Origin of the sequence: Pseudomonas asiatica (genome assembly GCF_040214835.1) — a bacterium.
GTDB lineage: Bacteria > Pseudomonadota > Gammaproteobacteria > Pseudomonadales > Pseudomonadaceae > Aquipseudomonas > Aquipseudomonas putida_Z.
This window is the reverse complement of the sequence record NZ_CP157874.1, coordinates 3,419,781-3,443,900: the sequence shown is the minus strand read 5'-3', so window position 1 is coordinate 3,443,900 and position 24,120 is coordinate 3,419,781. Positions and strand designations below refer to the sequence as shown.

The window sequence follows — 24,120 nt, the reverse complement described above, 5'->3', positions numbered from 1 at the left end:
TCAGCCCACGGCGCGGGGCTGGTCGATGTGTGTATTATTTTTGTAGACACAGTTCTGAAGCCGATCGCGGGCGACGTGTGCTTGTCTGATCACGACATCGGTTGTTGCCTTGCTGCGCCGCGTCACTCGTCGCCGTAGTTCATTATCGACAACAGGCGGATGGGTACCTGCACCAGCTGCTCGGGGCCGTGCGGGGTCTCGCCGTCGAAGGTCAGGCTGTCGCCGGCCTGCATGTGATAGAGCTGGTTGCCGTGGCGGTACACCAGTTCACCCTCCAGCAAGTGGAGGAACTCGGTGCCGGGGTGGGCGAAGGTCGGGAACTCTTCGCTGGCGTCGTCCATGGTCACCATGTACGCCTCGAAGTTCTTCTTCGGCCCCCTGGCGTGATTGAGCAAATGGTAGGTGTGGCCTTTCTCGGTACCGCGGCGCACCACCTCCAGCCCTTCACCGGCTTTCACCAACAAGGCATTGCCGTCGGGCTGGTCATATTGGCTGAACAGCTTGGCCATCGGCATGCCCAGCACATCGCACAGGCGGCTGAGGGTGTCGAGGCTGGTTGATACCTGGGCGTTCTCGATCTTGCTCAGCATGCCTTGGCTGATGCCGGCGATGCGCGCCACGTCGGCGAGCTTGAGGGACTGGGCCTGGCGCTGGCGCTTGATCTGCAGGCCCAGGTACTGCTCCAGGCGAAGGCGCGGTTCGGTTTCGGTTGGCATCGAATATCCTGCACGGTTTCAGTTCAAGAATAAAGTTTTCGCACTGGGAAAGTGCGAAGTGCAGCTGCGGTGGCTGCATCTTTCCTCGGGTGAAAACAAGTTTCCCATAAATGGAGCATGGAAATCTGCTTGGGTTTTGGGTTGCCGGTGCGGGCCTCTTCGCGGGTGAACCCGCTCCCACAGGCCCGCGAAGAGGCCCGAACAGGCAACACAAAGTTGCACCCTGAACAGAGTTGGCAAGCACATTGCATTCCTGTTAGGAAAGTAAGTTTCCCATGTGGAATCATTGCCCCTTACCCAGGAGTGTTCAACCCATGTTGCCAGCAGAAACCCAGCGCACCCTCGATCAGCACGGCATCAAGTACGTGCTGGCGCAGTTCGTCGATATCCATGGCTCGGCGAAGACCAAATCGGTGCCGGTCTCGGGCCTGAAGATGGTGGCCGAGGAGGGCGCCGGCTTTGCCGGGTTCGCCATCTGCGGCATGGGCATGGAACCGCACGGCCCCGACTTCATGGCCCGCGGCGACCTTTCCACCTTGATCCCGGTACCGTGGCAGCCGGGTTACGGCCGGCTGGTGTGTGTAGGCCACGTAAACGGCCAACCCTGGCCCTACGACAGCCGCTACGTGTTGCAGCAGCAGGTGCAGCGCCTGGCCGACAAAGGCTGGACCCTGAACACCGGCCTTGAGCCCGAGTTCAGCCTGTTCCGCCGCGACGAGGATGGCAAGCTGCAACTGGTGGACGCTTCCGATAACCTCGACAAGCCGTGCTACGACTACAAGGGCCTGTCGCGCTCGCGGCTGTTCCTCGAGCGCCTGACCGAGGCGTTGCAGCCGGTGGGCTTCGATATCTACCAGATCGACCACGAGGACGCCAACGGCCAGTTCGAGATCAACTACACCTACAGCGACGCCATGGAGTCGGCCGACCGCTTCACCTTCTTCCGCATGGCCGCCGGCGAGATCGCCAACGACCTGGGGATGATCTGCTCGTTCATGCCCAAGCCCGACCCCAAGCGCGCCGGCAATGGCATGCACTTCCACCTGTCGCTGGCCAGCAGCACCAACAAGAACCTGTTCCATGACCCGTCCGACAGCAGCGGCATGGGCCTGTCGAAGCTGGCCTACCACTTTGCCGCAGGCCTGTTGGCCCATGGCCCGGCGCTGTGCGCCTTCGCCGCGCCCACGGTCAACTCGTACAAGCGCCTGGTGGTCGGCCGCTCGCTATCCGGCGCCACCTGGGCCCCGGCGTTTGTCGCCTACGGCGCCAACAACCGCTCGGCGATGGTGCGCATCCCCTATGGCCGCCTGGAGTTCCGCCTGCCGGACGCTGGCTGCAACCCGTACCTGGTCACCGCCGCGATCATCGCTGCCGGCCTCGATGGCATCGACCGTCAGCTGGAGCCGGGCGAGATGTGTAACGAGAACCTCTACAACCTGAGCCTGGAAGAGATCGCCGCACGCGGCATCAAGACCTTGCCGCAGTCGTTGAAGGAAGCCGCCGACGCCCTGGAGGCCGACCCGCTGTTCCGCGAAGTGCTGGGCGCCGAGATCGTCGACGAGTTCATCAAGCTCAAGCGCATGGAGTGGGTGGAGTACTGCCGCCACGTCTCCGACTGGGAAATCCAGCGTTACACCGAATTCTTCTGACCGCCCCCCAATCCCTTGGGCGGCCAGCACGAAAGCGGTCGCCCACTGCCTAGTAAGGAGCATCACCATGTGTGGAATCGTAGGTCTGTACCTGAAAAAAACCGAGCTGGAAGCCCAGCTCGGCAAGCTCTTCGAACCCATGCTCGAAGCCATGACCGACCGTGGCCCGGACAGCGCCGGCTTTGCCATCTACGGCGACGAAGTGGCCGATGGCTGGGTCAAGCTGACCCTGCAGGCCACTGACATCAACTACCCCTGGGCGGCGCTGATGGGCCAGCTGGAAGGGCGCCTGGGCTGCTCGCTGGACTGGTTCCAGAACGCCAGCGCCGCCGTGCTCAAGGTGCACACCCGCGAGGCATCGGCCCGTCAGGCTTTGAGCGAACTGGCCCCTGAAGTGCGCATCATGAGCGCCGGGCAGAGCATCGAGATCCTCAAGGGCATGGGCCTGCCGGCGGAAATCTCCAGCCGCTTCGGCCTGGCCGGCATGAAAGGCAGCCACATCATCGGCCATACCCGCATGGCCACCGAAAGCGCCGTGACCATGGAAGGCAGCCACCCGTTCTCCACCGGCGCCGACCTGTGCCTGGTGCACAACGGTTCGCTGTCCAACCACTTCCGCCTGCGCCAGGAGCTCAAGCGCGAAGGCATCAGCTTCGAGACCGACAACGACACCGAAGTGGCCGCCGGCTACCTGACCTGGCGCCTGCAGCAGGGCGACAGCCTGGCCCAGGCCCTGGATGGCGCCCTGGAAGACCTGGACGGCTTCTTCACCTTCGCCATCGGCACCCGCAACGGCTTTGCCGTGATCCGCGACCCGATCGCCTGCAAGCCCGCCGTGCTGGCCGAGACCGACGACTACGTGGCCATGGCCTCGGAGTACCAGGCGCTGGCCAGCCTGCCGGGCATCGAGAACGCCAAGGTCTGGGAACCGGCCCCGGCCACCCTGTACGTCTGGGAACGCGAAAGCGCCTGACCTGCCACCGAACCACTGGAGAACCACATGAAGACGATCGACCTTTCCAGCACCTCGGTGCGTGTCCTCAACCAGTCCTTGCACGGTGAGGTGCAGGACCACGAATGGCGGGTGACCCACCCCGACGGCAAGCACAACCTGGCCGTGGGCATCAACGCCGCCGTGGCCGTGGATATCGAAGGCCACGCCGGCTACTACTGCGCCGGCATGAACCAGCAGGCCAGCGTCACCGTGCATGGCAACGTCGGTGTCGGCGTGGCCGAAAACATGATGTCCGGCTCGGTGCGGGTCAAGGGCAGTGCCTCCCAGGCCGCCGGCGCCACCGCCCATGGCGGGCTGCTGGTGATCGAGGGCGACGCCGGCGCGCGTTGCGGTATTTCCATGAAGGGCGTGGATATCGTCGTCGGCGGCAGCATCGGCCACATGAGCTGCTTCATGGGCCAGGCCGGGCGTTTGGTGGTGTGTGGCGATGCCGGCGATGCGCTGGGCGATTCGCTGTACGAGGTGCGCATCTACGTCAAGGGTGCGGTGCAGTCGCTGGGCTCGGACTGCATCGAGAAAGAGATGCGCGCCGAGCACCTGCAAGAGCTGCAGGAACTGCTGAACAAGGCCGGCCTGCACCACAAGGCTGCCGATTTCAAACGCTACGGCTCGGCTCGCCAGCTGTACAACTTCAAAGTCGACAACGCCAGCGCGTACTGATCCAGGAGCATTCCCATGAGCGAGCAATTCCCCCCGGTACTGCGTGAGTCGGCCACCTTCGACCGCCTGACCATCCAGGAAATCCAGCGTGCCGCCGAAACCGGCATCTACGACATCCGTGGCGGCGGCACCAAGCGCCGCGTACCGCACTTCGACGACCTGCTGCTGCTCGGCGCCAGCGTGTCGCGCTACCCGCTGGAAGGCTACCGCGAGAAATGCGGCACCGATGTGCTGCTGGGCACCCGCTTCGCCAAGAAGCCGATCCACCTGAAGATCCCGGTGACCATCGCCGGCATGAGTTTCGGCGCGCTGTCGGCCAACGCCAAAGAGGCGCTGGGCCGTGGTGCGACCATCGCCGGCACCAGCACTACCACGGGCGACGGCGGCATGACCCCGGAGGAACGCGGCCAGTCGCAACACCTGGTGTACCAGTACCTGCCGTCGCGCTATGGCATGAACCCCGACGACCTGCGCAAGGCCGATGCCATCGAGATCGTCCTCGGCCAGGGTGCCAAGCCGGGCGGTGGCGGCATGCTGCTGGGCATGAAGGTGACCGAGCGCGTGGCCGGCATGCGCACCTTGCCGATCGGCGTCGACCAGCGCAGCGCCTGCCGCCACCCGGACTGGACCGGCCCGGATGACCTTGCGATCAAGATTGCCGAGATCCGGGAGATCACCGACTGGGAAAAACCCATCTACGTGAAGATCGGCGCCAGCCGCCCGTACTACGACGTAAAGCTGGCGGTGAAGGCCGGTGCCGATGTGATCGTGCTCGACGGCATGCAGGGCGGTACTGCCGCGACTCAGGAAGTGTTCATCGAACACGTTGGCATTCCGATCCTGCCGGCCATTCCGCAGGCAGTGCAGGCGCTGCAGGAAATGGGCATGCACCGCAAGGTGCAGCTGATCGTCTCCGGTGGTATTCGCAATGGTGCCGACGTTGCCAAGGCCATGGCCCTCGGGGCTGATGCGGTGGCCATTGGCACTGCGGCGCTGATCGCGCTGGGTGACAACCACCCGCGGCTGGATGCCGAACTGAAGAAGATCGGCTCGGCGGCCGGTTTCTATGACGACTGGCAGAACGGCCGCGACCCGGCCGGCATTACCACCCAGGACCCGGAACTGGCCAGGCGCCTGAACCCGGAGGAGGCCGGGCGCCGTCTGGCCAACTACCTGCGGGTGCTGGTGATGGAGGCGCAGACCATGGCGCGGGCGTGTGGCAAGTCGCACTTGCACAACCTCGACCCGGAGGACCTGGTGGCGTTGACCGTGGAGGCTGCGGCGATGGCGCGAGTGCCGTTGGCGGGGACCGCCTGGGTGCCGGGGCAGGCGCAGTATTGAGTTGACCGCCGGGGGCCGCTTTGCGGCCCTTTCGCGACACAAGGCCGCTCCTACAGGGACCGCGTATCTGAGCCTTGCGCGGTCCCCTGTAGGAGCGGCCTTGTGTCGCGATGGGCTGCAAGGCAGCCCCAGGGCACCCCCGCCATTCACACAGGAGTGACACCATGAAGCACCTCACCCTCGCTGTAATGTTGTTAGCCCTGACCACCCGGGCCCACGCCGCCGACCCCACCCTGGACACCGGCAACACCGCCTGGATGATCTGCGCCGCGATGTTCGTGCTGATGATGTGCATCCCGGGCCTGGCACTGTTCTACGGTGGCATGGTCCGGGCCAAGAACTTCCTCTCGGTATTCACCCAGCTGTTCGCCGTTGCCGGGGTGATCGGCATTCTCTGGGTGCTGTTCGGCTACAGCCTGGTGGTAGACACCACCGGCATGGTGGAGGGGCAGTTGACCGTCAACAGCTTCATCGGCGGGCTGGACAAGGCGCTGATGCTGGACATCGGCCATGACAGCCTGGTCGGTAGCATTCCCGAAGGCGTGTTCGCGGTGTTCCAGCTGACCTTCGCCATCATCACCCCGGCGCTGATTGCCGGTGGTTTTGCCGAGCGCATGAAGTTCAGTGCTTCGTTGCTGTTCATGGCCGCCTGGTTCGTGCTGGTGTACGCGCCGATCGCGCATATGGTCTGGGGCGGGCCGGGGGCGTTGATGGTCAACTGGGGCGTGCTGGACTTTGCCGGTGGTACCGCCGTGCATATCAACTCCGGTGTGGCAGCGCTGGCTGCGGCGTTGATGCTGGGCAAGCGCAAGGGCTATCCGCAGGTGGCCATGCCGCCGCACAACCTCGGTTTCACCCTGGTGGGCGCCGGGTTGCTGTGGGTGGGCTGGTTCGGCTTCAACGTCGGCTCGGGGCTGGCGGCCAACCAGGCGGCGGGGGTGGTGATGCTGGCGACCATGGTGGCGGCCTGTGCGGGGATTGTCGGCTGGTTGCTGACCGAGAAGGTGGCGCATGGTCGGCCGACGGCCTTGGGTGCGGCTTCAGGGGCTTTGGCAGGGTTGGTCGGGATTACCCCGGCCTGTGCATTTGTCGGGCCGCTGGGCGCGCTGGTGATCGGGTTGTTGACCGGGGCCATCTGTTTCTTTGCCGTGACCCGGTTGAAGCAGGCGCTGGGCTACGACGACAGCCTGGATGTGTTCGGCCTGCATGGCGTGGGCGGAATGGTCGGCGCGATCCTTACCGGGGTCTTTGCCGCGCCTTCGTTGGGCGGTTATGTGGAGGGTGCGTCACCGGTCGGGCAGGCATTGGTGCAGTTGAAGGGGGTGGCGTTCACCTTCGTGTATTGCTTTGTGGTGAGTTGGGCGATTCTGGGGGTGATCAAGCTGACCATCGGGCTGCGGGCCAGCCGGGAAGAGGAAGAACAGGGGCTGGACCTGGCTGAGCACAATGAGCGGGCCTACAACCTCTGATTGATGTGTTGCCTGTACCGGCCTATTCGCGGGTAAACCCGCTCCCACAGGGAAAGCACAGATCCTGAGACATGCGATATCCCTGTAGGAGCGGGCAAGCCCGCGAAGAGGCCGGCACTGGTTGAATCAGTGCCCCATGGCCACCTTGGCATTCATCTGCCGGCGACGGTAGGCGCTGTCACGGCTGGCCAGCCACCAGTACAGCGGCGAAGTAACCGCCAGCCCTACCAGCCACGACAGGTCCGCTCCGTTGATATGCTCGGAAATCGGCCCGACATACAGCGGCGTGTTCATGAACGGGATCTGCACCACGATGCCCACGGCATAGGCAATCAGCGCCTGCGGGTTGTAGCGCCCGTAGATGCCGCCATCGACCTGGAAGATCGACTGGATATCGTAGTCACCTTTGTGGATGGCATAGAAGTCGATCAGGTTGATCGCTGTCCAGGGCACCAGCACCACCAGCAGCACCAGCACCATGTCGACGAAGTGGCCGATGAAGTCCGCCGAGGCGAACACTGCCACCACGCAGCAGGCCGTCAGCACTACCAGCGACAGCACGGCGCGGCTCTTGGCGGTGGGGATCCAGCGGTGGGCGAAGGTTTGCACCAGGGTGATGATCGACAGCACTGCGCCATACAGGTTGAGGGCGTTGTGGCTGATCACGCTGAGCAGGAACAGCACCAGCATGATCGGGCCGAGGGTGCCGGTGGCCAGTTTGACCGCGTCCATGGTGTCCATGCCGGCCGGGATCGCCAGCACCGCCACGGCGCCGAAGATGAACGACAGGCTCGAACCCAGGGCCGAGCCCAGGTAGGTAGTCCAGAACGTCGAGCTGACCTTCACGTCCGCCGGCAGGTAGCGCGAGTAGTCCGACACGTAGGGCGCAAAGGCGATCTGCCACAGTGCCGCCAGCGACACGGTGGCCAGCCAGCCGGCCAGGTTGAAGCCGCCGCGGGTGAGGAAGTCGTCGCTTTGCACGTGGCTGAAGATGTAGCCGAAGCCGACCACGATGCCGATACCCAGCACCCAGGTGCCGATGCGGTTGAGCACGTGGATGAAGCGGTAGCCGATGATGCCGATGATGCCCGAGCCCAGCGCACCGATGACGATGCCCACCGGTACCGGCACGGCATCGACCACGCCGTGCAGCGACTTGCCGGCGAGGACGATGTTGGAGGCGAAGAAGCCGATGTACATGACCCCGGCGATCACCACCACCAGCAGCGCGCCGAGCGAGCCGAACTGGGCGCGGCTCTGGATCATCTGCGGGATGCCCATCTGCGGGCCCTGGGCCGAGTGCAGCGCCATCAGTACGCCACCGACCAGGTGGCCGACCAGGATGGCGACGATGCCCCAGACCAGGTTCAGGTGGAACAGTTGCACGCCCAAGGCGCCGGTGACGATGGGCAGCGGCGCGATGTTGCCGCCGAACCACAGTGTGAACAGATCCCTTACCTTTCCATGGCGGTCTTGCGGGGGCACGTAGCCGATCGTGTGTTTTTCTATGAGGGGTGCCGAATTGGCTGCACTGGTCATGACTGACTCCAAGGCAAGGTAGGGCATCGGGAGCTGCCCGGGGGCGTGCCGGCGAAGGGCGACGCGTTCTTGTTGGAGCGATGATGCGGGGCGCGGGGATAACGAGAAATTAGTAAATATGTGCCCATAAACCTTAAAAAACCTAAGGCTGACAAAAGGTTAAGCGGGGGACGGTAGCAAGGAGGGTGCCAGGGGGCGGGAGGGCTTGGGCTAGAGGGGGTTGGGCCTTGTGGAGGCTAGAAGCGGTGTGCTTTGGTGGTGCGCCGTGCGCGTTTGCAGGGCAGATAAAAGATCGCCTGTGCCGGCCCTTTCGCGGGTGAACCCGCTCCCACAGGTACTGCGCATGGCTTGAAATCAATGCGGTCGAGGTGGGAGCGGGCGAGCCCGCGAAAGGGCCGGCACAGGCAACAACGCTACATCGGCAACAACCGATCCTGAATCACCTCTTTCATCACCAGGGTCGAACTCAACCGCTTCACATTGGGAATGCTGGTCAGCTGCTCGTCATACAGCTTCTGGAACGCCGGCAAATCCTTGGCCACCACATGCAGCAGGTAATCCGGGTCGCCAAACAGCCGCTGCGCCTCGACGATCTGCGGGATTTCGGCCAGCGCCGCTTCAAAGTCCGCTACCGGCTGGCGGGTGACTTCGCGCAGGGTCACGAACACCAGCGCGGCAAAGTTCAGCCCCAGGGCGCTCGGCGCCAGGCGGGCGTGATAGCCAAGAATCGCCCCTGATTCCTCCAGTGCCTTCAAGCGCCGATGGCAGGGCGACAGGCTGAGCCCCACACGGTCTGCCAACTCGGTCACCGATAGCCGACCGTCTTTTTGCAGTTCGGCAAGGATTTTTCGATCAGTCCTGTCCATCGAGAAGGATCTTCCAGTAATTGAGGGCTGTTGGGGAATATACGAAAGAAAATCCCTCGGCGGAATCCGTAATCTTTCGTCATCCCAAAGCAGTGGAAAAAGGAAGATTCAAGTGGCTCTCAGTGTTCTGACGGCGTTCTGGGCCGTGTCGATGCTGTTCGTGATTACCCCGGGCGCGGACTGGGCCTACGCCATTTCGGCCGGCATGCGCGGGCGCTGGGTGATGCCCGCGGTGGCGGGGATGTTGTCGGGGCATTTCCTTGCGACCCTGGTGGTGGCGGCCGGGGTCGGCAGCCTGCTGGCCGGCCACCCGCTGGCGCTGACCTTGCTGACCCTGGCGGGGTGCAGCTACCTGCTGTGGCTGGGTGGCAACCTGCTGCTGAGCCCGGCATTGCCGGCGGCCGGGCAGGATGGTGCGGGGGAGTCGGGGTCCCGCTGGGCATTGAAAGGGTTTTGCGTCAGTGGCCTGAACCCGAAAGTGTTTTTGCTGTTCCTGGCGTTGTTGCCGCAGTTCACCGACCCGCAGTCGAGCTGGCCGGTGCCGTTGCAGATCTTGCTGCTGGGCCTGGTGCACCTGTGCAGCTCGCTGGTGATCTACTCGCTGGTCGGTTATGGCGCCAAAGCCGTGCTGAGCACCCGGCCGGGGGCGGCGAAGCTGGTTGGCCGGGTGTCGGGGGTGGCGATGATCACGGTGGCCCTGGGCTTGATAGCCGGCCAGATCAGCTGACTCACTGGCCTGCGCTGGCCCTTGTAGGAGCGGCCTTGTGTCGCGATAGGGCTGCAAAGCAGCCCCGACGATTTGTGCACCTGCGCTGAAATCCTGGGGCTGCTTTGCAGCCCTATCGCGACACAAGGCCGCTCCTACAGGTTGCCGCGTTAACCTGGCAGGCGAGTGCCAAGGGTAAAGACGACATGCATGGCCTCGGATAAACTCGCAGCACTTCAACGCACAACCAGGAAGTGCCCCATGCCCGAAACCACGCAACTGTTCACCTTCGCCCTGATCTGCCTCGGCATGGTCCTGACCCCAGGGCCGAACATGATCTACCTGATCTCCCGCTCGATCTGCCAGGGCCGCAAGGCCGGGCTGATTTCGCTGGGTGGTGTGGCCCTGGGCTTCGTCATCTACATGTTCTGCGCCGCGCTGGGCATCACCGCCCTGGTGATGGCCGTGCCTTTTGCCTACGACGCGCTGCGCATCGGTGGCGCGCTGTACCTGTTGTACCTGGCCTGGCAGGCGCTGCGCCCTGGTGGCCGTTCGCCGTTCCAGGTTCGCGACCTGCCTGCCGACAGCCCGCGGCGGCTGTTCACCATGGGCTTTGCCACCAGCCTGCTAAACCCCAAGATCGCCGTCATGTACCTGTCGTTGATGCCGCAGTTCATCGAGCCGGGGCATGGCAGCGTGCTGCTGCAGTCGCTGGTGCTGGGGTCGACGCAGATCGCCATCAGCGTTTCGGTCAATGCACTGATCGCGATCATGGCAGGGTCGATCGCCGTATTCCTCGCCGGTCGCCCGTTGTGGCAGCAGGTTCAGCGCTGGCTGATGGGTACGGTGCTGGCGGGCCTGGCCGTGCGCATGCTGGCCGAAGGGCGGCGCTGACCGCTAGGCCTCAGGCGGCGGCTCCTGGGGCAGGTACAAGGTAAAGGTGGTGCCCTGGCCTGGGACACTGTTCACTTGCACATCGCCCCCGGACTGCTTGGCAAAACCGAACACCTGCGACAGCCCGAGCCCGGTGCCTTCACCCGGTGCCTTGGTGGTGAAGAACGGGTCGAAGATGCGCTCCAGCAGTTCGGCGGCAATGCCGACACCGCTGTCGCTCACCGAAATCGCCGCGAACTGGCCCGGCTGTGGCGCCTGGCCGCGCAGGGCGGGCAGGCGCTGGTCGGCCTGCAGGCGCAGCTGCAAGGTGCCTTCGCCGGCCATGGCATCGCGGCCGTTGAGCATCAGGTTGATTACCGCGGTTTCCAGCTGGTTGAGGTCGGCGCGGATATGGCAAGGCGCCTGCGGCAACTGCAGCTCGACCTGGATCCGCGCACCGGTGGCCGTGTCGAGCATGTCGGCCATGGCCTCCAGCCGTGGCCCAACCTCGAACACTTGCGGGCTCAGGGCCTGGCGGCGGGCGAAGGCCAGCAACTGGCCGGTCAGCCTGGTACCGCGGTCGACAGTGTCGGACATGGTCTTGAGGTAGCGCTCGCGGCGCTGTGCATCGAGGTTGGGGCGCTGCAGAAAATGCAGCGACGAGCGAATGATGGTCAGCAGGTTGTTGAAGTCATGGGCCACGCCGCCGGTCAGTTGGCCGATGGCTTCGAGCTTCTGGGCCTGGCGCAGCACGGCTTCTGTGTGCAGCAACTGGCTGGTGCGTTCATCCACGCGCTGTTCGAGGGTGGCATTCAGCGCCTCCAGTGCCGCCATGGCCTCGCGCACTTCGATGTGGGCCTGCACCCGCTGGACGTGCGCCCAGGAGCGCTCGGTGACTTCGCTGATCAGCGCCTGTTCATAGTGGGTCCATTCCCGTGGCGCCTTGTCGTGGATGGCCATCAGCGCGGTCAGCCGGCCGCCTTTGATCAGGGGCATGCAAATGGTCGCGGTAATGCCGATGGCCTGGAAGGTGGCAGCTTCCTCGGGGGACAGCTCGCTCAGGTTGTCCTGGATGACCAACGGCAGGCCACTGCGCAGGCGGCCGAGCGCCAGCTTGCCGAAATCCTGCAACCGATAGCGGCCCAACAGATGCGGCGAGCCGGGCGCCACAGCGTCACCGCAGATGGTGAAACCGTCTTCGTCGGGCTCCATCACCGCATAGGCGCAACTCGACAGTTGCAGGTGCTCGACCAGCATGCGCGTGGTAGTGGCAAGGATCTGGTCCGGGTCGGTGGCATCTGCCACGGCGCGGCCAAGGTCGTCGAGGAATTTCAGGCGCTGGTTGGCGAGCACGCTGGCGGTGGTTTCGGTGACTGTATCGAGCATGCCCAGCACCTTGCCGTCGTGGTCGCGGATGGGGCTGTAGCAGAAGGTGAAATAGGCCCGTTCGGGGCCGCCGTTGCGGTCGATGACGAGCGGGAAGTCTTCGATGTACACCGCCTCGCCGGCCAGGGCGCGGTTGGCCATGTGGCCGATGTCGGCCCAGGCTTCCTGCCACACGGCGCGGAAGGGGATGCCCAGGGCCGAGGGCTTTTGCCCGAGTATCGGCGAGAAAGCGTCGTTGTGCAGGGTGAGCAGGTCAGGGCCCCAGAGCACGGCTTGCGGGAAGCGCGAGGCCAGGCACAGGGCCAGGCTGGTTTTCAGCGGGTCGGGCCAGTGCTGCAGCGGGCCCAGTGTGGTGGCGGCCCAATCGTGGTTGCGGATGCGCTCGGCCATCAGCCCGCCGCCGTCTAGCCATTTTGCCATGTGCTCTGCTGGTCCTTTTGCGTAAGGCCTTAAGGGTGCATCCAGAATAGACGTTTGGCGAGAATTTTTGGTGGCTGTACCGGCCTCTTCGCGGGCTTGCCCGCTCCCACAGGGATAGCACATTGCTCAAGCTTTGCGCCGTACAGGTGGGAGCGGGCAGGCCCGCGAAGAGGCCGGTACAGGCTAGCGAATGAAGTGCACCTTGCCTGTGTCGTCATTGCCCATGTAGATGCCATAAACCCCGGCCTGCCGCTCGAGGATATAGCGCTCGAGAATCTGCCGGATTGCCGGGTAGTAGATTTCGTCCCACGGGATCTCGTCCGGTTCGAAGAACCTGTACGCCAGCGTTTCCGCCCCGTACTGCCCGGTTTCCTCGGTGGCGATGGCGCGGAAGATGATGTAGACCTCGCTGATCTTCGGGACGCTGAAGATCGAGTACGGCGAGACGATTTCGGCGCGTACGCCGCTTTCTTCCCAGACCTCGCGCAGGGCCGCCTGCTCGGTGGTTTCGCCGGCCTCCATGAACCCGGCCGGCAAGGTCCAGGTGCCGGGGCGCGGTGGGATGGCGCGCTGGCACAGCAGGTACTTGCCATCACGCTCGATGATGCAGCCGGCGATGATCTTCGGGTTGATGTAGTGGATGTAGCCGCAGCCGGTGCAGTGCAGGCGTTCGTGGGTGTCGCCTGTGGGAACGCCCCGGGCCAGTTCCGTGGTGCAGTGCGGGCAGTAGCGCGGGGCGTTGGGCATGATCGGTGGCCTGTGGGTGGCTTATATGCGTGGGTCCTTCAAGGCCAGGGGCTCGACCATCTCGCGCACCTTGACGTTGTCATCCTGCTTTTGGCGCAGGTAGTCCAAGGCCACCTTGGCGGCGGCGCGGACGTGGTCGACCGAGGCCTGGTGGGCAACCAGCGGGTCGCCGCTCTTGATCGCCTCGACGATCTTTTCCATTTCGCGGTTGCTGGCGCCGCGGCGGTTCTCCTGCGACACCGAGGTGGCGCGCAGGTAGCTGATGCGCGCCTGCAACTGGCGCAGCTGCTGGGCCGCCACCTGGTTGCCGGAGCCTTCCAGCAGCACATCGTAGAAACCTTGTACCGAGTCCAGCACCTGTTGCAGTTCGCCTTCCTCGAGGGCTTCGCGGTTGACCTCCAGCGCGCGTTCCAGGGCGCGGATGTCCTTGGCCTTGGCGTTGAGGGTGAACAGCTGCACGATCAGGCCTTCGAGCACGCAGCGCAGCTCGTAGATGTCGCGGGCGTCTTCCAGGGTGATGATGGCCACGCGCGGGCCCTTGGCGTCGGCGAATTCCACCAGGCCTTCGGACTCCAGGTGGCGCAGGGCTTCACGCACCGAGGTGCGGCTGACGCCGAGGCGGTCGCAGAGGTCGCGCTCGACCAGGCGGTCGCCTGGCAGCAGGTGGAAGTTCATGATCGCGGCGCGCAGCTTGTCGAGCACGATTTCGCGCAGGGTAACGGGGTTGCGGTTGACCTTGAAGCTGTCGTCGAGTGGCTGGCGTTTCATCAAGTGCGCTCTTAAAGAGGCTGCCCGGCCGCAACCGCAACAGCACCACGAACCTTGGGTGCTCCTTGCGTGGGTTCGAACAGCCCGGTGTTAACGGGTTGACTCCGCATCGGCTTCAGCGAACGCTTCGCGGGCCAGGCGGAAACTGTCCACCGCCGCGGGCACGCCGCAATAAATGCCGACCTGGAGCAGGATCTCGCGAATCTGTTCACGGCTCAGGCCATTACGCAAGGCGCCGCGAATGTGCAGCTTGAGCTCGTGGGGCCGGTTGAGCGCGGAAATCATGGCCAAGTTTATCATGCTGCGCTCTTTGAGCGACAAGCCTTCGCGGCCCCAGACGTGGCCCCAGCAGTATTCGGTGACCAGCTCCTGCAACGGCTTGGTGAAGTCGTCGGCGTTCTGGATCGAGCGGTTGACGTAGTCCTCGCCCAGCACCTGGGTGCGGATCTGCAGGCCTTTTTCGTACTTTTCATTGCTCATGTGCAGTACTCCGGATCAAAACAGAGTCATCGGTGTTGGCTTCTTCGCGGGCTTGCCCGCTCCCACAGGGATTGCACAGGTGCTGAAACCTGCGCTGTACCTGTGGGAGCGGGCGAGCCCGCGAAGAAGCCAACGCGGTCTATCAACCCAAGGGCGGCAGGGCGCCCAGCTTGCCCTTGTGGTAGACCATCGGGGTCACCGGCTCGGCCGGCAGCACCAGGTTCTTCACCGCGCCGACGATGATCGCGTGGTCACCGCCGTCGTACTCGCGCCACAGTTCGCACTCGATGATCGCCGTGGCCTTGGCCAGCAGCGGGTTGCCCAGCTCGCTCAGGTGCCAGTCGATGCCTTTGGCCTTGTCCTTGCCCTTGCCGGCGAAGGCATAGGCCTCGGCGGTCTGGTCGGCGGACAGCAGGTGAATCGCGAACTGCTTGCTGTCACGCAGGATGGGGTAGGTGTCGGATGCGTAGTTGGGGCAGAACAGCACCAGCGCCGGGTCGATCGACAGCGCGCTGAACGCGCTGGCGGTGATGCCGACGATGCCACCGTCGGCGTCGAGGGTGGTGACCACCGTGACGCCGGACGGGAAGGAGCCCATCACGTCTTTGTAGATGCCTGGTTCGATCATCTTGTGCTACCTCTTAGCGCATCACAAACGGGTCGGGCATCGGCGCGGTGGACAGGTTGATCCACACCGTCTTCAGCTCGGTATAGGCCAGCACCGAATCGATGCCGCTCTCACGGCCGTAGCCGCTGTTCTTGAACCCGCCGATCGGCGCCATGGCCGACACGGCACGGTAGGTGTTGACCCATATGATCCCCGAACGCACGTCGCGGGCCAGGCGGTGGGCACGGCCCAGGTCGCGGGTCCAGATGCCGGCGGCCAGGCCGAACTGCGAGTCGTTGGCGATGGCCAGGGCCTCTTCCTCGGTCTTGAAGCGGATTACCGCGGCAACCGGGCCGAACACCTCTTCCTGCATGATGGTCATCGAGTTGCTGTCGCACTCGAACAGGGTCGGCTCGTAGAACCAGCCGTCACCCTCGACCTCGGCACGCTTGCCGCCCATGTGCAGCTTGGCACCTTCGGCCTTGGCAGCGGCCACCAGGCCTTCGACCACGGCCAGCTGTTGCGCGGTGGCCATGGGGCCCATTTCGCTGGCATCGTCCTGCGGGTTGCCGATGCGAATGCGCTTGGCGCGAGCGATCAGGCGTTCGACGAACTCGTCGAAGATCTCGTCTTGCACCAGCAGGCGCGAGCCGGCCACGCAGCTTTGCCCGGAGGCGGCATAGATGCCGGCCACGGCGCCGTTGATGGCGCTGTCCAGGTCGGCATCGGCGAAGATGATGTTCGGCGACTTGCCGCCCAGCTCCAGCGACAGCTTGGCGAAGTTCTCGGCGCTGCTGCGCACCACGTGGCGGGCGGTGGCGGCGCCGCCGGTGAAGGCTATCTTGCGCACCAGCGGGTGGCGGGTCAGCGCCGCGCCGGTGCTGGGGCCGTAGCCGGTGACCACGTTGACCACACCGGCCGGGAAGCCGGCCTCGAGGGCCAGGCGGGCCAGCTCGAGGATGGTCGCCGAGGCGTGCTCGGACGGCTTGAGCACGATGGTGTTGCCGGCGGCCAGGGCCGGGGCCAGCTTGATTGCGGTGAGGTACAGCGGGCTGTTCCACGGGATGATCCCGGCCACCACGCCGATCGGCTCGTGCACGGTGTAGGCGAACAGGTCGGGCTTGTCCAGCGGCAGGGTGCCGCCTTCAAGCTTGTCGGCAAGGCCTGCGGTGTAGTGGAAGAACTCCGGCAGATAGCCGACCTGGCCGCGGGTTTCGCGGATCAGCTTGCCGTTGTCACGGCTTTCCAGCTGGGCCAGGTGTTCCTTGTTTTCGGCAATCAGGTCACCCAGGCGACGCAGCAGCTTGCCGCGCGCGGTGGCGGTGATGCTGCGCCACTCCTTGCTGTCGAAGGCACGCTGGGCGGCCTGCACGGCCAGCTCCACATCGGCCTCGTCGGCGTCGGGCAGTTGCGCCCAGGCCTGGGCGGTGGCCGGGTTGAGGCTGTCGAAGGTCTTGCCGCTCTGGGCATCGCGCCATTGGCCGTCGATGCACATCTGGAAACGAACGAGGGTCATGCAACAATCCCCTTGGCGGATTCGGTGAGGGTGCGGGCTTGCGCGAGGAAGTCCAGCAGCATCTTGTTGACTTCACGCGGTGCTTCCACCGGCATCATATGCCGTTGCTCGGCGAGGACCACGCTGTGCGCGCCAGGAATGCTGGCGGCAAGCTGGCGGGTCATGGCCGGGGTGGAGCCCGAGTCGAGTTCGCCGGTGGCGATCAGCGTCGGCACCTGGATACTGGCCAGGTCGGCGGCGCGGTACATGTCCTGGGTGGCGAACAGCGAATAAGTGGTGTGGTAGCCCTGCGGGTCGTTGCTCGCCAGCACCTGGCGAATGGCGGCGACCTGCGCCGGGTTGGCAGCCTTGTATTCACGGCTGAACCAGCGGTCGAGCGCGGCGTCGACGTTGGCGTCGGGGCCCAGCTGCGCAGCCTGGGCGGCGCGGGCGATAACGCCGGCACTCTGCTCGGGGGTGCGGTTGAACACACTGTTGAGCACTACCAGTGCGGCCAGGCGCTGCGGGTAGCCGAGGGCGAACGCCCGGGCGACCAGGCCGCCCATGGAGAAGCCGATCACGGTGGCTTGCGCGATCTGCAGGTGGTCGAGCAGTTCGGCGAGCTGGGCGGCATAGCCTTCCAGGCCGATGTCCGCGGCTGGCAGTGCGCTCTGGCCGTGGCCGAGCATGTCGTAGGCGATGACGCGGTAGTCGTTGGCCAGGCCAACGAACTGACCGCCCCACATTTCCTTGTTCAGGCCCACGCCGTGAATCAGTACCACGGGTTGGCCCTGGCCGACGGACAGGTAGCTGGTGCCGGCGGGTGTGCGTTCAGCGACAGGCTGAATCATGGAGGGCGCTCCTTGAAGGTCGGGCGCGGCGGGTAAGCACGCCACGCCCCGGCCCGTCTTGGTTGTTGTTATTGAGCGTTGGCTTTTTCGGCAGCCAGTTCTTCCAGGTCGATGTAGCGGTTGCCGATGCGCGGGTGCAGGCGGCCGCCGTCGGAGGCGCCCAGGACCACGACGATTTCATCGGCGCGCGGGGCATCTTCGATCTGCATTTCCAGGGTGATGTAGTGCGAGCGCAGGCCTTCGTCGTCCTTCTGCATCATCGGGATCTGGATCGAGGTGCCCGGGCCGCCGCGCTTGTTGGTGAAGCTCAGGTAGCTCTTGGCCTGTACCGCTTCGCGGTAGTGGTTGCCGAAGCGCAGGGTGTGGATCACCGCCGAGGCGTGTTCGATTTCGCCGTCGGCACCGACGACTGCGGCCTTGCCGTAGGCTTCGATCTTGTCGGCGCCGCCGATGGCTGCAGTCAGGCGCTCGACCATCAGGGCACCCAGGTCCGAGCAGTTGGCACGGATTTCCGGCTTCAGATCTTCAACGAAACCGCGACCGGCCCATGGGTTTTTGATCACGACGGCCAGGCCGACCATGGTCACCGGCTTGTCGGTGGCCTTGCCGCCTTCGATGCGGGTCTCTTCGGAGTAGGTGACGATCTTGCGGATTTCGAAACTCATGGGTGGCTCCTGGTGAGGGTTATCAGCTCTTGTTGTCTGATGGTATACCATAATATTTGTTGTGCAAGAGGTGGCTGGAAATTTCTCTTGCGAGGGGACGAAAGGCGCTGTGTATCGGGGTTTTTGTGGCGTTCTGTACCGGCCTCTTCGCGGGTGAACCCGCTCCCACAGGTACCCCACAGGGTTCATGGTCTGCGCCATACCTGTGGGAGCGGGTTTACCCGCGAAGAGGCCGGTACAGGCAACGGATCAATCCCCAAAAAAAAGCCCGCTCACGCGGGCCACGGGGCCCACGGGAGCGGGCGCGTCCCGCAATGTTTCAGGTAATGGGAAATCAGGCGAACGCCGGCACCACTTCCTTGATGAACAGCTCCAGCGATTTCTTCTTCTCGGCGTGGGGCAGGCTGTTGTCGCACCAGAAGCTGAACTCGTCGACGCCAAGTTCCTGGTAGTACTTGATACGCGCGATGACCTCTTCCGGCGTGCCGATCATGGTGTTCTTGCGGATGTTCTCCAGCTCGAACGCCGGCACTTCGGCGAACTTCGATTCCGGGCTCGGCTCGAGGAAGCCGTTGACCGGGGTGGTCTTGTTGCCGAACCAGGCATCGAAGGTGCGGTAGAAGCGCGAGATGGCCTGGGCGCCGACTTTCCAGCCTTCCGGCTCGGCCGGGCTGTGCACGTGGGTGTGGCGCAGCACCATCAGTTGTGGGCGCGGCACGCCTGGGTTGTTGTCCAGGGCAGCCTGGAACTTGTTCTTCAGGTCCAGCACTTCCTCGTCACCCTTCATCAGCGGGGTGACCATGACGTTGCAGCCATTGGCCACGGCGAAGTTGTGCGAGTCCGGGTCGCGAGCGGCGATCCACATCGGTGGGGTGGCGTTGAACGGCTTCGGCACGCTGGTAGATGTGGGGAACTTGTAGACTTCGCCGTCATGGGCGTAGTCGCCTTCCCACAGCTTGCGCACCACCGGCACCATTTCGCGCAGGGCCTTGCCGCCGTCGGTAGCCGGCATGCCGCCTGCCATGCGGTCGAATTCGAACTGGTAGGCGCCACGCGCCAGGCCCACTTCCATGCGGCCATTGCTGATCACGTCGAGCAGGGCGCATTCGCCCGCCACGCGGATCGGGTTCCAGAACGGCGCGATGATGGTGCCGGCGCCCAGGCGGATCTTGTCGGTGCGCGCAGCCAGGTAGGCCAGCAGCGGCATCGGGCTTGGCGAAATGGTGTATTCCATGGCGTGGTGTTCGCCGATCCACACGGTGCTGAAACCGCCGTTCTCGGCCATCAGGGTCAGTTCGGTCAGGTCTTCGAACAGCTGGCGGTGGCTGACCTGTTCATCCCAACGTTCCATGTGCACGAACAACGAAAATTTCATGGGGCTTTCCTCAACGCTTGAAAGGGGCTGGCGCCTGGCAGGGTTGGCACCAGCGGTCTCGATTCAGAATAGGCTTCAGGCAAAGGCCGGCAGGCTGGCCATCTTGCCGCGGCAGTACACCATCGGCCGTGGCGCCTCTTCAGGGACGATCAGGTTGTGCACCTTGCCGACCATGATGGCGTGGTCGCCACCTTCGTATTCGCGCCACAGTTCGCATTCGATGACCGCGGTGGCACCGGCCAGGATCGGGTTGCCCAGTTCGCTCAGGGACCACTCGATACCACTGGCCTTGTCCTTGCCCTTCTTGGCGAACGCATAGGCTTCGGCCTGCTGTTCACCGGACAACAGATGAATGGCGAAGCGCTTCTGCCTGATCAGCACGGGGTAGGAGTCGGAGGTGTAGTTGGGGCAGAACAGCACCAGCGGCGGGTCCATCGACAGGGAGGAGAAGGCGCTGGCGGTCAGGCCGACGACCGAGCCATCGTCGTCCAGGGTGGTGATGACGGTAACGCCGGACGGGAAGGAGCCCAGGACATGCTTGTAGACGGTTGCGTCGATCATCTGGTGTACCTCTATAGGGCTGCGGTGGTCCGCGGTTTTTATCGTTGATGTGTCTGATGGTATACCGTAATACCTATTTTGCAAGCGGAATTTTCAAGCTAGGGTATTGCGCGATGAACGGCTCAAGCCCGCGTATACCGTGGCTTTGAGCGGTGAGGCGGTTTGCCGCAGGGGTTGCGCGAGCGGATCAGTGGGCGTTTTTTCCTACGCATCAGTGTTGTCAAAAGTTTGGAATACCATAATATGGTCCGCAGCTGAGAGGCCGCCTAGATGCGGTTTCCTTACAAAGATAAAAACGACCTTTCGAGCTGAATCCTATGTCCCAACCGTCGTCGCAACACCAGTTTGTCGAGAATCACACGGTCGATTACGTTCCACCTGCCGAGCGCCACGGGAAGGCGCGCGACCTGTTCACCCTCTGGTTCAGTACCAACATCGCGCCACTGCCCATCGTCACCGGCGCCATGGTGGTCCAGGTGTTCCACCTGAACCTGTTGTGGGGCCTGGTCGCCATCGTGCTGGGCCATCTGGTCGGGGGCGTGGTCATTGCCCTTGCTTCTGCGCAGGGACCGCAGCTGGGCATTCCGCAAATGGTGCAGAGCCGTGGCCAGTTCGGCCGCTACGGCGCCTTGCTGATCGTGTTCTTCACCGCGCTGATCTATGTCGGCTTCTTCATTTCCAACATCGTCCTGGCGGGCAAGACCATCCACGGCATCACCCCGAGCGTGCCGATGCCGGGCGCGATCGTGATCGGTGCGCTGAGTGCCACCGCCATTGGCGTGATCGGTTACCGCTTCATCCACATCCTCAACCGCATCGGTACCTGGGTGATGGGGTCGGCGTTGCTGGCCGGTTTCATCATGATGTTCGCCCAGGAACTGCCGGCCGACTTCTTCAGCCGTGGCGCGTTCAACCTGTCGGGCTTCATCGCCACCGTGTCGCTGGGCACCATCTGGCAGATCAGCTTCTCGCCGTATACCTCCGACTACTCGCGCTACCTGCCGCGTGAAGTGGGCATTGCCAAGCCGTTCTGGGCCACCTACTTCGGCGCTACCCTGGGCACCATCCTGTGCTTCAGCTTTGGTGCGGTGGCGGTGCTGTGCGTGCCGGAAGGTACCGATGCGATGGACGCGGTCAAGCAGGCCACCGGCTGGCTGGGCCCGATCCTGATGGTGCTGTTCCTGCTCAACATCATCAGCCACAACGCCCTCAACCTGTATGGCGCGGTGCTGTCGATCGTGACCGCGATCCAGACCTTCATCGCCGAGTGGACGCCGAGCATCAAGGTGCGGGTGGTGCTGGCTGCGGTGATTCTGGTGGGCTGCGGCCTGGTCGCGCTGAATGCCTCGGCGGACTTCATCGGCCAGTTCATCGGCCTGATCCTGGCATTGCTGCTGGTGCTGGTACCGTGGGCATCGATCAACCTGATCGACTTCTACCTGATCAAGAAGGGCCAGTACGACATCGCCTCGATCTTCAGTGCCGACGGCGGCATCTATGGCCGCTTCAACCACCACGCGATCATTGCCTATGCCTGCGGCATCCTGGTGCAGTTGCCGTTTGCCAATACGTCGCTGTATGTGGGGCCGTATTCCAATATCGTCGAAGGGGCTGACCTGTCGTGGCTGTTCGGCCTGCTGGTGACGGTGCCGCTGTATTACTGCCTGGCGACCCGGGGCAAGGCTGCCGAGAAGGCGGGGCGGGTTGTGAGTGTCAATGACTGATAGAGAGTAGTTGCAGGTATTGGGGCCGCGTTGCGCCCCTTCGCGGGCACGCCCGCTCCCACAGGTTTCATGTTGCCCTTGCAGGCTGCACTATCCCTGTGGGAGCGGGCATGCCCGCGAAGGGCCACAATGCGGCCCCGGTTATTTCAGCTTGCACCTCGCTGCGGTCAGACGATCGCGATCAGCGGGTCGGCAGCGGCCAGTGCCAAGGCGCGATCAGCCGCTGGCGGGTAGATCCACACCGAGTTGATCTGGCGCTTGAGGTCTTTGCCTTCCTGGCCGTGCAGCTTCAGTTCGCGCTCCCAACCCTCGCTGAACGTCGCGCCCCATTCGCCCAGGTCCAGGCAGGTGACGTACTTGGGCTGGCGGTACACCACCGGCTGTAGGCCGAGCAGGTCGGCCGCGGCGTTGTTGCCGGAGTGGCGGCCCATGGGGATGGCGTGCTGGCAGGTCATCAGGGCGTGGTTGCCCAGCTCGTCCACAGCGGCCCAGGCAGTATCGCCTGTGGCGTACACATGGTCCTGGCCCAGCACCTTCAGGTGGCCGTCCACTTTCAGCCGGCCGAAGTTGTCGCGCTCGCCGGCAACTTGTGCGGTCAACGGGCTGGCCTTCACGCCAACGGTCCAGATCACGGTGTTGCTGGCGATATGCTCGCCGTTGTCCAGGGTAACGCCACCGGCATCGACCGCTACCACCGAGGCCCCGGCCTTCCACTCGACCCCGGCTTGTTCGCAGGCGGCGATGATCGACGGCGTGATACCGGCGCCCAGCGCCGCACCAACTTGCGCACCGCGGTCGACCACCACCACCCGCACCGCTGCACTGGCGCCGAGGATGGCACGCAGGCGGGCAGGCATTTCCGTGGCGGTTTCAATACCTGTGAAGCCACCACCGCAGACCACCACAGTGTTGCGTGCAGGCGAAGCGGGCTGGGCGGCCAGGCCGACCAGGTGCTGTTCCAGGCGCATGGCCGATTCCATCTGGTCGACATCGAATGCATGTTCGGCCAGGCCAGGCACTGCCGGGCGTGCGACCTGGCTGCCGGCGGCAAGGATCAGGCGGTCGTAGGCGATCTGTTGCCGGTGCCCCTGGGCGTCGGTGTAGCTGACGCTGCGCCCTTCGGTATCGATGCTGTCGGCGTTGCCCGGAATGAAGTGAATGCCCACGGCTTCGAACAGCTCGCCCAGCGGGGCTTTCATGCCGTGCACGTCGGCCTCGTAGAAGCGCGGGCGGATGCGCAGTTCAGGCTGCGGAGCGAGGACGCTGATGTTGATGTCGGCACGCTGGGCCTGATCGAGCAGGCGCGCAGCGCTCAGGGCGCTCCATACACCGGCAAAGCCGGCACCGATGATGAGGATGTTCGATTTCATGAAGGTGCTCCGCAAGGTTCGAAAGGGGCTTCGAGGGCGGGTTGTGTGCCTCTCGAATAACTACGACTATATTGATCGTAGTTTGTGCGTGCAAGTCTTTTTTCCCGCATGCCGACACTCCGCACCACCATTTCGCGGCTCGAATAGCTGTATTTACTGGGCTTAAGGGAAAAACAAGGCCGACCGGCGGCAGCTTTGCGCTTTGCGGTGCGGATGCTATCGGCGTATTATTTGCGACAAGATTGGTCGGAGATAGATATGTCGCTCTACAGTGCTGGCGTCGAATACGGTATCCATTGCCTGCTGTTCCTGGTGGACGAGCGGGGCGACTCGCGCGAGTCCAGCGTGCGCGACCTGGCGGAGTTGCAGGGTGTACCCCAGGAGTACCTGGCCAAGGTCTTTACCAAGCTGGCCCGTGCTGGGCTGGTGGCCGCCACCGAGGGCGTGCGTGGCGGCTTCCGGCTGGCGCGGCCGTCGGATGAAATCACCGTGCTGGATATCGTCAATGCCATCGATGGGCCAAAGAAGATCTTCGACTGCCGCGAAGTTCGCGAACGTTGCAGCCTGTTCGAGGGTTCGCCGCCGGGTTGGGCGACCGAGGGCACTTGCGCGATCCATGCGGTGATGCTGGGTGCGCAGAAGCGCATGGAAGAGGCCTTGGCGCAGCAGACCATCCTTGATCTGGCGCGGCGGTTCGGGCGCAAGGCGCCGGCCGAGTTCGGGCAGAAGGTCAATGCCTGGATGGGTGAGCGGCGGGAGGGCAAAGGGGCAGGGGATATTCCGGTCAGTCAGGTCTGAATCTGCTGCCAGTGCCGGCCTCTTCGCGGGTAAACCCGC

The 24,120-nt window shown here is 64.2% G+C and carries 23 protein-coding genes; 9 read left to right on the top strand and 14 right to left on the bottom strand.

Going from position 1 to position 24,120, the window contains the following annotated elements:
• Positions 1–122: 122 nt before the first annotated feature.
• Positions 123–716: a helix-turn-helix domain-containing protein gene (locus tag ABNP31_RS15380; RefSeq protein ID WP_025338781.1), complete on the bottom strand. Its 594-nt coding sequence runs from the start codon at positions 714–716 to the stop codon at positions 123–125.
• Between the two features lie 314 nt (positions 717–1,030).
• Here ABNP31_RS15380 and glnT point away from each other — a divergent pair, with 314 nt between their 5' ends.
• From glnT to ABNP31_RS15355, 5 genes are all read left to right on the top strand, one after another.
• Positions 1,031–2,365 (top strand): type III glutamate--ammonia ligase, encoded by a 1,335-nt coding sequence (glnT, locus tag ABNP31_RS15375; RefSeq protein ID WP_238066473.1) that lies wholly within the window; start codon positions 1,031–1,033, stop codon positions 2,363–2,365.
• A 67-nt stretch (positions 2,366–2,432) separates the two neighbouring features.
• The gene (locus tag ABNP31_RS15370) at positions 2,433–3,338 is read left to right on the top strand and encodes a class II glutamine amidotransferase (RefSeq protein ID WP_350012476.1); all 906 of its coding nucleotides are present in this window, start codon (positions 2,433–2,435) and stop codon (positions 3,336–3,338) included.
• 27 nt (positions 3,339–3,365) lie between these two features.
• Positions 3,366–4,040: a protein glxC gene (locus ABNP31_RS15365; RefSeq protein WP_085665099.1), complete on the top strand. Its 675-nt coding sequence runs from the start codon at positions 3,366–3,368 to the stop codon at positions 4,038–4,040.
• A gap of 15 nt (positions 4,041–4,055) precedes the next feature.
• A complete protein-coding gene (locus ABNP31_RS15360) occupies positions 4,056–5,381 on the top strand; it encodes an FMN-binding glutamate synthase family protein (RefSeq protein WP_350012475.1) in 1,326 nt (441 codons plus the stop codon).
• Positions 5,382–5,545: 164 nt separating this feature from the next.
• Positions 5,546–6,850 (top strand): ammonium transporter, encoded by a 1,305-nt coding sequence (locus ABNP31_RS15355; protein ID WP_238066471.1) that lies wholly within the window; start codon positions 5,546–5,548, stop codon positions 6,848–6,850.
• A gap of 126 nt (positions 6,851–6,976) precedes the next feature.
• Here the strand turns inward: ABNP31_RS15355 and ABNP31_RS15350 are convergent, their stop codons facing one another.
• Together ABNP31_RS15350 and ABNP31_RS15345 are read right to left on the bottom strand one after the other, a co-directional pair.
• A complete protein-coding gene (locus ABNP31_RS15350; RefSeq protein ID WP_123084874.1) occupies positions 6,977–8,389 on the bottom strand; it encodes a purine-cytosine permease family protein in 1,413 nt (470 codons plus the stop codon).
• A 413-nt stretch (positions 8,390–8,802) separates the two neighbouring features.
• Positions 8,803–9,255 carry an Lrp/AsnC family transcriptional regulator gene (locus tag ABNP31_RS15345; protein WP_015270735.1) on the bottom strand — a complete coding sequence of 151 codons (453 nt, stop codon included), beginning with the start codon at positions 9,253–9,255 and terminating at the stop codon, positions 8,803–8,805.
• A gap of 112 nt (positions 9,256–9,367) precedes the next feature.
• Between ABNP31_RS15345 and ABNP31_RS15340 the strand changes: the two genes are divergently transcribed.
• Both ABNP31_RS15340 and ABNP31_RS15335 read left to right on the top strand, forming a co-directional pair.
• Positions 9,368–9,982: a LysE family translocator gene (locus ABNP31_RS15340; RefSeq protein WP_015270734.1), complete on the top strand. Its 615-nt coding sequence runs from the start codon at positions 9,368–9,370 to the stop codon at positions 9,980–9,982.
• A gap of 240 nt (positions 9,983–10,222) precedes the next feature.
• Positions 10,223–10,855 (top strand): LysE family translocator, encoded by a 633-nt coding sequence (locus ABNP31_RS15335; RefSeq protein ID WP_238066470.1) that lies wholly within the window; start codon positions 10,223–10,225, stop codon positions 10,853–10,855.
• 3 nt (positions 10,856–10,858) lie between these two features.
• On the opposite strand, the gene ABNP31_RS15330 is transcribed toward ABNP31_RS15335, so the two are convergent.
• The 10 genes from ABNP31_RS15330 to ABNP31_RS15285 form a co-directional block, all read right to left on the bottom strand.
• A complete protein-coding gene (locus tag ABNP31_RS15330) occupies positions 10,859–12,640 on the bottom strand; it encodes an ATP-binding protein (protein WP_085665645.1) in 1,782 nt (593 codons plus the stop codon).
• 183 nt (positions 12,641–12,823) lie between these two features.
• Positions 12,824–13,387, bottom strand: a complete 564-nt coding sequence (locus tag ABNP31_RS15325) for an NUDIX hydrolase (protein ID WP_013973032.1) — start codon at positions 13,385–13,387, stop codon at positions 12,824–12,826.
• Between the two features lie 21 nt (positions 13,388–13,408).
• A complete protein-coding gene (locus ABNP31_RS15320) occupies positions 13,409–14,155 on the bottom strand; it encodes a GntR family transcriptional regulator (RefSeq protein ID WP_013973031.1) in 747 nt (248 codons plus the stop codon).
• Positions 14,156–14,245: 90 nt separating this feature from the next.
• Positions 14,246–14,635, bottom strand: coding sequence for a carboxymuconolactone decarboxylase family protein (locus tag ABNP31_RS15315; RefSeq protein ID WP_008100863.1), 390 nt, complete (start codon positions 14,633–14,635; stop codon positions 14,246–14,248).
• A 142-nt stretch (positions 14,636–14,777) separates the two neighbouring features.
• Positions 14,778–15,263 (bottom strand): flavin reductase family protein, encoded by a 486-nt coding sequence (locus ABNP31_RS15310; protein WP_003258675.1) that lies wholly within the window; start codon positions 15,261–15,263, stop codon positions 14,778–14,780.
• 13 nt (positions 15,264–15,276) lie between these two features.
• Positions 15,277–16,758 carry an aldehyde dehydrogenase gene (locus ABNP31_RS15305; protein WP_015270730.1) on the bottom strand — a complete coding sequence of 494 codons (1,482 nt, stop codon included), beginning with the start codon at positions 16,756–16,758 and terminating at the stop codon, positions 15,277–15,279.
• Complete coding sequence (locus tag ABNP31_RS15300; RefSeq protein WP_025338790.1) at positions 16,755–17,588, bottom strand: alpha/beta fold hydrolase; 834 nt, start codon at positions 17,586–17,588, stop codon at positions 16,755–16,757. The genes ABNP31_RS15305 and ABNP31_RS15300 overlap by 4 nt, the downstream gene beginning before the upstream one ends.
• Before the next feature lie 68 nt (positions 17,589–17,656).
• Positions 17,657–18,253: an amino acid synthesis family protein gene (locus tag ABNP31_RS15295; RefSeq protein WP_003258678.1), complete on the bottom strand. Its 597-nt coding sequence runs from the start codon at positions 18,251–18,253 to the stop codon at positions 17,657–17,659.
• A 334-nt stretch (positions 18,254–18,587) separates the two neighbouring features.
• Positions 18,588–19,628, bottom strand: coding sequence for an LLM class flavin-dependent oxidoreductase (locus ABNP31_RS15290; protein ID WP_085665648.1), 1,041 nt, complete (start codon positions 19,626–19,628; stop codon positions 18,588–18,590).
• A gap of 75 nt (positions 19,629–19,703) precedes the next feature.
• Positions 19,704–20,189, bottom strand: coding sequence for a flavin reductase family protein (locus ABNP31_RS15285; RefSeq protein ID WP_003259250.1), 486 nt, complete (start codon positions 20,187–20,189; stop codon positions 19,704–19,706).
• Between the two features lie 317 nt (positions 20,190–20,506).
• On the opposite strand from ABNP31_RS15285, the gene ABNP31_RS15280 reads away from it, so the two are divergent.
• Positions 20,507–21,913, top strand: coding sequence for a purine-cytosine permease family protein (locus ABNP31_RS15280; RefSeq protein ID WP_350012474.1), 1,407 nt, complete (start codon positions 20,507–20,509; stop codon positions 21,911–21,913).
• Between the two features lie 167 nt (positions 21,914–22,080).
• Here the strand turns inward: ABNP31_RS15280 and ABNP31_RS15275 are convergent, their stop codons facing one another.
• Positions 22,081–23,283: an NAD(P)/FAD-dependent oxidoreductase gene (locus tag ABNP31_RS15275; protein ID WP_350012473.1), complete on the bottom strand. Its 1,203-nt coding sequence runs from the start codon at positions 23,281–23,283 to the stop codon at positions 22,081–22,083.
• A 258-nt stretch (positions 23,284–23,541) separates the two neighbouring features.
• Between ABNP31_RS15275 and ABNP31_RS15270 the strand changes: the two genes are divergently transcribed.
• Positions 23,542–24,081, top strand: coding sequence for an RrF2 family transcriptional regulator (locus ABNP31_RS15270; protein ID WP_003259245.1), 540 nt, complete (start codon positions 23,542–23,544; stop codon positions 24,079–24,081).
• Positions 24,082–24,120: the final 39 nt, after the last annotated feature.